The 9,270-nt window shown below is 67.9% G+C and carries 7 protein-coding genes and 1 pseudogene; 3 read left to right on the top strand and 5 right to left on the bottom strand.

Annotated features, from left to right (window positions below; genetic code table 11):
- On the bottom strand, window positions 1-1,031 hold a 1,031-nt coding region (locus A5780_RS04140), incomplete at its 3' end, for a hypothetical protein (protein WP_231982842.1).
- A 125-nt stretch (window positions 1,032-1,156) separates the two neighbouring features.
- Complete coding sequence (locus A5780_RS04135; protein ID WP_064907753.1) at window positions 1,157-1,978, bottom strand: alpha/beta fold hydrolase; 822 nt, start codon at window positions 1,976-1,978, stop codon at window positions 1,157-1,159.
- A gap of 75 nt (window positions 1,979-2,053) precedes the next feature.
- On the opposite strand from A5780_RS04135, the gene A5780_RS04130 reads away from it, so the two are divergent.
- Complete coding sequence (locus tag A5780_RS04130; protein WP_064907752.1) at window positions 2,054-2,881, top strand: helix-turn-helix domain-containing protein; 828 nt, start codon at window positions 2,054-2,056, stop codon at window positions 2,879-2,881.
- Window positions 2,882-2,913: 32 nt separating this feature from the next.
- Here A5780_RS04130 and A5780_RS04125 read toward each other — a convergent pair whose 3' ends face one another.
- Both A5780_RS04125 and clpB read right to left on the bottom strand, forming a co-directional pair.
- On the bottom strand, window positions 2,914-3,798 hold the full coding sequence (locus A5780_RS04125; protein ID WP_064907751.1) for a DUF5666 domain-containing protein: 885 nt from the start codon (window positions 3,796-3,798) through the stop codon (window positions 2,914-2,916).
- Window positions 3,799-3,972: 174 nt separating this feature from the next.
- Window positions 3,973-6,540: an ATP-dependent chaperone ClpB gene (gene clpB, locus A5780_RS04120; RefSeq protein ID WP_063031653.1), complete on the bottom strand. Its 2,568-nt coding sequence runs from the start codon at window positions 6,538-6,540 to the stop codon at window positions 3,973-3,975.
- Between the two features lie 273 nt (window positions 6,541-6,813).
- Between clpB and A5780_RS04115 the strand changes: the two genes are divergently transcribed.
- Window positions 6,814-7,971: an FAD-binding oxidoreductase gene (locus A5780_RS04115; RefSeq protein WP_064907750.1), complete on the top strand. Its 1,158-nt coding sequence runs from the start codon at window positions 6,814-6,816 to the stop codon at window positions 7,969-7,971.
- 125 nt (window positions 7,972-8,096) lie between these two features.
- Window positions 8,097-8,882, top strand: a complete 786-nt coding sequence (locus A5780_RS04110; protein ID WP_081879635.1) for an FAD-binding oxidoreductase — start codon at window positions 8,097-8,099, stop codon at window positions 8,880-8,882.
- Between the two features lie 10 nt (window positions 8,883-8,892).
- Here the strand turns inward: A5780_RS04110 and A5780_RS40610 are convergent.
- Window positions 8,893-9,270, bottom strand: a pseudogene (locus tag A5780_RS40610) (flavoprotein); the annotation flags it as partial.

Below are 9,270 nucleotides of genomic sequence, written 5' to 3'. Positions count from 1 at the left end.
GTATCGCCCGCGCGGGGGCCGGGCGGTGCGTCGGTGCCGCCACGTGCGATGTTCCCGCGGTCGATGCCGTCCACGTTCTCGTGCGCGAACCGGCTCCGGCCGCCGTGTGCGTCGCCGTCCCGGGGCCCGGATGCGCGCTCGTCACGGAAATCGCGGTCGTCGTCGAACCGGTCGCCTGGACCTTGCTCGTCGTCGAATCCGTCGTCGAACTCGTCGTCTTCGTAGCGCTCGAACCGGTCGCCGTAATCCTGATCGCGGAAGTCGCGGTCGGCCCGGTCGTCGTAGCTCTGGTCCCGGTAGCTCTGGTCGGCATAGCCCTGCTCGCGGTAGCCCTGGTCGGCTTCACCGGGTTCCTCGGCATTCGGGCGCGGACGACCGGGATCGTGCTGATCGGATTCCAGGCGGCCGCGGTCGCCGCCGGCCACCGGCGGCAGCACGTGCAGCAGACCCGAGAGCCGCAGCACGGCATCGATCGCGGCCTCCCAATCCTTGGACGCGGTGCCGACCGGCAACATGCCCAGCGTCCAGTTGCCCTCACTCCACAACTGCTGCACGGTGTGCGGCAGTGTTTCGATGAAGTGGACCATCCGCTGGTCGACGGCGTGGCGGGCGACGTCCGGATTGGTGGCGAAGACCACGCGGTCGCCGATCGCGCCGAGCAGTTCCAGATCGGCGTCCTTGGGCGGGGCGGCGGTTTTCAGGCGCAGGTCGATATCGATGTCCGAGCCGATCTGGCGGCGCACGGCGACCAGCGTCGCGGCGTCCTCCAGATCGAACAGAACGAACTTCTCGCCCTTGCGATTACCGGAAACCACATCGATCGCGGACAGATACCCCAGTTTGGCCATCGCGCCCCGCCGCCATGTCGATGCCAGCGAAGGTTCGACCGAAACGTAGGTGTATCCCTGGGATTTGGCCCAGACCTGCCGTACGTGTCCGGTCCGCTGCCGCTGCACGCGATCGAAATACAGCAGTACGATCGCACCTACCAGTGCGATCGCCGCGAGGCCGAACCAGATTGCTGCTGTCATCGCACCTGAGTCTAGTGGGTTCGGGTGCAATTGCTCGCGCCCGTTCGTCCCGCGGTTCGCGCCTGCCTTCCGACGTCACACCCCCGAGCGGGCACGGCGGAGGCGCCGCACCCGCGGCGTCGCACTCACGGCGCGGGTGCGGTTGCCGAAACTCGTTGTGGGGCATCGTCGGCCGCCGCCTCGAGGAAGGTGCGCAGCAGCGCGGCGACCGCGGCGGGGTGGGTCACGGGCGGGGTGTGCGCGACACCGTCCAGCAATTCCAGCGGTTCCGCGCCGGGTAGCGCGGCGGCGAGGGCGGCGCCGGACGCAGCGGGAATGGGCAGGTCGGCGCCGCCGTGGACGACCAACGCCGGGGCGGTGATCTCGGCGAGGCGGCCGGCGATTCCGTCGGCGCCCATCAGCACACCGACCGCGCGAGCGAGTCGATCGGCAGGCTGCCGTCGTATCCGGGCCAGCCAATGCTCGACCGCCGCGGCGTCACCCAGCAGCAGATCGAGAACCGCGCCCCCGGTCGCCTCGACCGCACCGGCGGCGAAACCGTCCCGGATGCGAGCCATTTGTTCCAGTGCCGGGCCGGGGAACGGATCCGCGGCGGTATCGATGAGTGTCAAGCTCCGAATACGTGCCGGGGCCAGCAGGGCCGCCCGCAGCGCGGTGAATCCGCCCTGCGAGTGACCGACGATGTGAGCGGCCGGCACGTCGAGCGCGTCCAGGACGCTCAGGGCGTCGCGCGCGGCGTCCCAATAGGTGAAGGGCAGACCGTCGTCCTCGGTATCACCGTGCAGCCGGAAGTCGAAGCGGATGCTGCGGTAGCCGGAGAGGTTCGAGACGACGCCGTCCCACATGGTCGAGTCCATGAGGTTGCCGTGCAAGAAGAGTACGGCCGGGCCGGTGCCGCCGGAGTCGCGGAGATGGAAGCGCCGGGCGAGGGTGGCGAGGGTGTTCATCGTGCTCCGTTCTGGTCGGATATCTCCATCCCACTCCGCTCAGGACGCCATGACGAGGTAGTTTTACGACCGGTCATGGTCGAAACAGGTCAACACGTACTCGGCGTCGGCTACGCACCCGCTGCTGCGGGCCGTGCGGTCGAGCTGCGGCGCCTCCCGGATGTTTTCCGGGGCGTGGTGCGGCACCGGCCGGTTCGCCCGGATTTCCACGTCGTCGGTGTGATCACCGGTGGCGCGGGCCGCCATGCCGTCGACTTCCGGCCGGACGATCTGGCCGCGGGCGCGGTGTTCTGGTTGCGGCCCGGACAGGTTCATCAGGTGCTCGATGCCGACCGGCTGCACGGAACCGCGATCCTGTTCACCCCCGACGCCCTCGCCCCCGGCAATCGGGTCGCGACGTTCGCCGACGATCCGGTCCGGCCGAGCCGATGGGCGACGGATCCGCGAGATCCGCTCGTCACGACGGCACTGCGACATCTGGAATTGGTGCTCGCCGCGCCGTCGTGCGCTCGCGATATCGCCGACGCACTCCGCCTGGCGCTCACCCCACTGGTGGCCGCGGCGCTAGGCGCTGCGGCGGACAACGGGCTGGTGTCCGCGGTCTTCGCGCGTTTCGCGGCGGCGGTCGAAGCCGAATTTCCCCGACGGCATCGGGTCGGCGACTACGAGCGGGCCGTGCACGCCGGCACCAAGACCATCGACCGGTCGGTGCGCCGGGCCCGGGGTATCAGCGCGAAGCGGTATCTCGACGAACGACTGGCGCTGGAAGCCCGCCGCCGCCTGGCCACCACCGACGTCACCGTCGCAGCGCTGGCGCGCGAACTCGGTTTCTCCGAGGCCACCAACTTCGTGAAGTTCTACCGCCGCATGACCGGCACGACCCCCGCCTCCGTGCGGCAGTGACGACGATCCCGCCGCAGCGATGCGGAGGCGGATTACCTCGGCAACTGGGTGCTGATGATGATCTTCGCCTTGATGGACCCGTCCGGGTTCTTGTCGCCCTGCACGACCACCATGTCGCCCTGTTTCAGATCGGAGACCTTTCCGGATCCCATCGAGATCACCTGGGTCTGCGCGTCCGTGTGCACGGTGACCGAGTTGCCCAGCATCGACTGCAGCATGATGGTCGTTCCGTCGTTGCTGTTCACGGTCCCCATGGTCGCCCCGAGACCGTCGATGTCGCCGAGGCCCGGTAGCTGCGGGAGGCTGGGTTGCGCACCGCCGGACGGGTTCGGCGGGACGACCGGTACGCGCGTCGGCGCGGGCCGGCCGGTGGCGGCCGCATCGGAGGACGAGGAGTCGTTGCCGGCGAGCAGCAGGCCCGCGGCGATGCCGCCGAGGACCACGAGAACGAAGACGGCCGCGGTCAGCGCGATCCACAGGCCGGTGCGGTGGCGCCGCGGCGGTTCGACGGGCAGTCCGGTCGGGCCGACTGCTCCCTGGGGGCCGGTGGGGTCGGGGGCGCCGGAACCGTAAGGGGGGTATTCACCCGGTTCGCTGTACCCGGATTCGTAGGCGCCCCATTGGCTGTCGTAGGGCGGAAGTTCGCGGGTCGCGTTCGGGCCGGGCGATTGTTCGAAGTACCGGCCCTCATATTCGGGATGGGACGGGAATTCGTAGGGCGCGGTCTGTTCGTAGGGCCCGGGATGTCCGTAGGGGCGAGTGCTCTCGTACGGCCCGGGGCTCCGACCGTACGCTTCCGAGTATTCCGTCGTGTGGTCAGCGCCGTCGTCCGGATGCCGGCCCGATGCGCCGAGCTTCTCGGTCGGCGTATCGGGTGAATCCGGACGCTGCGCCCACGGGTCGCTCGGATTCGTCATGCTCACCAGGGTAGGTGCAGATCGGCGTTGCTTCAGCGAAGTGCGACAACCTCGGAAACCTGAGCGGGCGGAATCCGAAACCTGCGCGGGCGGAATCCGGCGGATACGCGGGGCGCGGTGTGCGATTCACTCACACACCGCGCCCCGTTCATCGAATCCCGGACGGCTCGGTCGTCACCGTCCGACGATCAGCCCGTCGCCGTCGGGTGCGACGTTGACCTTCACCAGGTCGCCGTCGGTGACCTCACCGGCCAGCAGCTCCTTGGCGAGCGAATCGCCGATGGCCTGCTGGATCAGCCGGCGCAGCGGCCGGGCGCCGTAGACCGGGTCGTAGCCGCGCACGGCCAGCCAGAACCGCGCCGAATCGCTGACGTCCAGCTTCAGCCGCCGCTGCGAGAGCCGCTTCTGCAGCTGCGCCAACTGGATGTCGACGATGTTCTCGAGCTGCTCCTCGTTGAGCGCGGAGAACATCACCACGTCGTCGAGGCGGTTGAGGAATTCCGGTTTGAATGCCGAGCGCACGGCGTTCATCACGAACTCCTTGTCGCCACCGGCACCCAGGTTGGAGGTGAGGATGAGGATGGTGTTGCGGAAGTCCACCGTGCGGCCTTGGCCGTCGGTGAGCCGCCCCTCGTCCAGTACCTGCAGCAGGATGTCGAAGACGTCGGGGTGCGCCTTCTCGATCTCGTCGAACAGCACCACCGTGTACGGCCGTCGCCGGACCGCCTCGGTGAGCTGGCCGCCCTGGTCGTAGCCGACATATCCGGGCGGGGCGCCGACGAGGCGAGCCACCGAATGCTTCTCGGAGTACTCGCTCATATCGATGCGGGTCATCGCGCGCTCGTCGTCGAACAGGAAGTCCGCGAGGGCCTTCGCCAGCTCGGTCTTACCGACACCGGTGGGTCCGACGAACATGAACGAGCCCGTCGGCCGGTTGGGGTCGGCGACCCCGGCCCGGGCGCGGCGCACCGCGTCGGAGACCGCGGTGACGGCCTCGGCCTGTCCGACCACTCGATGCCCGAGTTCCTCCTCCATCCGCAGCAGCTTCTGGGTTTCACCCTCGAGCATGCGGCCGACCGGGATGCCGGTCCACGAGGAGACCACTTCGGCGATGTCGTCCGGACCGACCTCCTCCTTGAGCATCACCTCGTCCTCGAGGCTGCCGCTGCCGGCCTTGCCCGCGTTCTTCTCGGCCTCCGCGAGCTGCTTCTCCAGCTGCGGGATGCGGCCGTACCGCAGTTCGGCGGCCTTGCCGAGATCACCGTCGCGTTCGGCGCGCTCGGATTCACCGCGCAGCGATTCCAGCTGCTCCTTGATGGTGCGGACCGAGTCGATGGCCTGCTTCTCGTTCTGCCAGCGCGCCATCAGCTGGTTCAGCTTCTCGCGGTCGTCGGCCAGTTCCTGGCGCAACTTGTCGAGTCGCTGCTTGGAGGCCTCGTCGGTTTCCTTGGCGAGGGCGACCTCCTCGATCTCGAGGCGGCGCACCGCCCGTTCGACCTCGTCGATCTCGACCGGCCGCGAGTCGATCTCCATGCGCAGCCGCGAGGCCGACTCGTCGACCAGGTCGATCGCCTTGTCGGGCAGGAACCGCGAGGTGATGTAGCGATCGCTGAGGGTCGCGGCCGCCACCAGCGCGGAGTCGGTGATCCGCACGCCGTGGTGTACCTCGTAGCGCTCCTTGAGTCCGCGCAGAATGCCGATGGTGTCCTCCACCGACGGCTCGCCGACCAGCACCTGCTGGAAGCGGCGCTCGAGGGCGGCGTCCTTCTCGATGTGCTGACGGTATTCGTCGAGCGTGGTCGCACCGACCAGGCGCAGTTCACCGCGCGCCAGCATCGGCTTGATCATGTTGCCGGCGTCCATCGCCGATTCGCCGGTCGCGCCGGCGCCGACGATGGTGTGCAGCTCATCGATGAACGTAATGATCTGTCCGGCACTGGATTTGATCTCCTCCAGCACCGCCTTGAGCCGTTCCTCGAACTCACCGCGATACTTCGCGCCGGCCACCATCGCACCGAGGTCCAGCGAGACCAGCGTCTTCCCGCGCAGCGATTCCGGAACGTCCCCGGCGACGATGCGCTGGGCCAGCCCCTCGACGATGGCGGTCTTACCGACACCGGGCTCGCCGATGAGGACCGGGTTGTTCTTCGTGCGCCGGCTCAGCACCTGCACCACGCGCCGGATCTCGGTGTCGCGGCCGATGACCGGATCGAGTTTGCCCTCGCGCGCGGCGGCGGTGAGGTCCGTGGAGTACTTCTCCAGCGCCTGATAGGTGCCCTCGGGGTCCGCGCTGGTCACGCGGGTGTTGCCACGCACGGCGGTGAACGCCTCGCGCAGCGCGTCCGCGGTGGCGCCGTACTTCAGCAGCAGCTGCGAGACATCGGAGTCGCCTTCGGCGAGACCCACCACGACATGCTCGGTGGAGACGTACTCGTCACCGAGTTCGGTGGCGAGGCGCTGGCCGGCGGTGAGCGCGGCGAGCGCTTCCCGGCCGAGCTGCGGCTGCGTGGTGGCGCCGGTCGCGCGGGGCAGCCGGTCGACGATGTCCTGCGCCTCGCGTCGCACCGTTGCCGGGTCGACAGCGACAGCCTTGAGCAGGGGGGCGGCGATGCCGTCGGTTTGATCCAGCAGCGCCACCAGCAAGTGAGCCGGACGAATCTCCGGATTTCCGGCGGCCGAAGCCGCCTGCAGGGCAGCCGTCAGGGCAGCCTGAGTCTTGGTGGTGGGGTTGAACGAGTCCACGATCACCTTCCTACGGTCGTCTCGCGTTGTGGTCGGTCGGGTCCGGGCGGTCCGACTCTTCTGAGTAGTCCAACGCGGTAGGAGTTGAGTCTGTTCCGCTCAAGTTTGACATATTTCAGGAACCTGTGGCCAATCGTTTCACCCTTGGTGGATCTGGGTAAAGTGATCCGCTCATCACCGCACGACCACGGTTTTTTCGGGGATACTGGTCCGCGGGGGCCGACGACACGGCAGCTGTAGTCGGACACATTGAAGGAAAGGAAGCTCGACGTCGTGGATGCGCGTTCGGCAGCGCTGGTCCGCGCCAACTTCCGGTCGATCGTCGAGGCGCCGCAAGGGCCCGAACGATTGATCGGCGCGTTTTACAGGCATCTGTTCGCGGAGGCTCCCGGCCTGCGCGAATTGTTCCCGCACACGATGGATATGCAGCCCAAGCGGGTTGTCACCGCCATCCAGTTCGTGCTGGATCATCTGGAGAACTGGGACCGCGCGCAGCGGTTCCTGGAACAGTTGGCCCTCGACCACCGCAAATACGGTGTCGCGGCGGCACATTACGATGCCGCCGGACGCGCGTTGCTCGCTGCCTTCGTCACCTACAACGGTCCGCTCTGGACACCCGATCTGGAGGACGGCTGGCGCGATATCGCCATCCTGATCTCGGCCTCGATGGCCATCGGCGCCAATTCCGACACCTCGCGACCGTATTGGGAAGCGACGGTGGTCGGCCATCGGCGCGTACTCGACGACCTGGCGATCGTGCGCCTGCAGTCCGACGAGCCGATCCCCTACCAGGCCGGGCAGTACGTACCGGTCTCGATCCCGCAGCGGCCGAAGATGTGGCGGTATCTGTCCCCGGCCATTCCCACGAACCCGTACGGCGAGATCGAATTCCACGTCCGCAAGATCCGCACCGGCTGGGTCAGTCCCGCGATCGTCGGCGAAACCGAGGTCGGCGACACCTGGTTGATCGCCGGGCCGCTGGGCGGCCTGCACATCGACACCGAATCCCAGCGCGACGTGCTGATGATCGGCTCCGGGACCGGAATCGCGCCGCTGCGCGCGCAGTTGATCGAGATGGGCCGGCGCGGCGTGAACCCGCGTGTGCACTTCTTCATCGGCGGCCGCTATCCGTGCGATCTGTACGACGTGGAGAACATGTGGCAGCTGTCGCTGAGCAATCCGTGGCTGACGGTGGTGCCGGTCTGTGAGAGCGACACGAATCCGTGGTGGCATCCGCATCCGCCCGCGGACCCGCCGTACGGCATGCATCGGCGGCTGATCGGGAATCTGGGCGCGGTCGTGGCCAGCTTCGGCACGTGGTCGGATCGGCAGATCCAGATCGCCGGATCGGCGCGGATGATCGCCGACACCAAGCGGGCGCTGCTGGCGGTCGGCACCCCCGAACACATCATCAGCGCCGACCCGGTGTGAGCGGCAATCGGTAGGCAACCCGGCGTCCGCGGCGTACCTTGGTGGGCGGGCGCGAGCGAACGGGACTGCGCCCGGCACAAGACTTTTCGGGGGCGGGAGCTGTCCCTCGGATCACAGGAGGAACGGTGACGTTGGGTCCGGATGAGACCGGGGAGATTCGGCTGGACGCGCCGACGGAATGGTCGTCGACCGTCGTCGGACATCATCGGCTGCGCCACGATCTCGCGGTGGTCCGGTTGATCGGCGAATTCGTCCCGTTCGAGGCGGGCCAATCGGTCGAGGTCCAGATTCCGCAGCATCCCGGTATGCGCCGCCGGCTGTCGCCCGCGCTGCCGCCGTCACTGGACGGCAAACTCGAATTCCACGTCCGCACCGTGCCGGGCGGATGGTGCAGCGGATCGATCGTCACCGAAACGGCTCCCGGCGACGAGTGGCGGATCAGCGCTCCCGCCGGGTGGCTGAGCGTCGACCCCGGCACCACCGACCTCGTGATGATCGCCGGCGGAACGGGTCTGGCGCCGATGCGCTCGCTCCTGCTGGATCTGTCCCGTCGCCCGGAGCCGCCGCGCACGCATCTGTTCATCGGCGGACGCAGCCCGCGCGACCTCTACGCCTCCGACATGCTCTACCTGCTCGCCGGCGAAATGCCCTGGCTCACGGTGATTCCCGTGGTCGAGAGGGCCGAGGACCCGAATTGGGTCGACCAGTGGTACGAGAGCTGCCGCGTGGATGTCGGATTCGATGTCGACGAGATGATGGAGGGCACGCTGGCCGATGTGGTGGGCGATATGGGCCCGCTGCTGCACCACCAGGTCCTGGTGTGCGGTTCGCCCGGAATGACCCAGGCCACACTGGAAGTGCTGGTCAATACGGGTACGCCGCCGGAGGCGATCCGCTTCGACGGGCTCTGATCCGCGCCGGCTAGAACAGCGGATCGTGGCGAATGTTCTCGGTGGGCGTGCCCGCCGCCATCAACCGGAATTTGGTGGTCTGCACCGTACTCGGTGATCCGACGATCTGGACATCGCAGTCCGACCAGTCGCCGCCGCGGGCCACGACCGCTCCGATCTGTCCCGTTTCGCGCGGCGCTATGCCCGGAAGATCGGGCTCGACACGTTCCGGATGGTAATACCACCAGGGGTTTTCGTCGCTTTCGGTGACCGGAACGACGGTGAGCCATTTGTTCGCGACGGCCAGTTCACTCAACGTCGGCAGATCGTAGAGATCGCACGGATGGTGTCCGCCGACGAACAGGTCGACCTTCGGATTGGACCGGCGTTGGGACATCGCCAGCAATTG

Source organism: Nocardia sp. 852002-20019_SCH5090214 (genome assembly GCF_001665865.1).
GTDB classification, from domain to species: domain Bacteria; phylum Actinomycetota; class Actinomycetes; order Mycobacteriales; family Mycobacteriaceae; genus Nocardia; species Nocardia nova.
The sequence above is the reverse complement of the archived record's forward strand: the minus strand, read 5'-3'. Positions and strand labels throughout refer to the sequence as shown.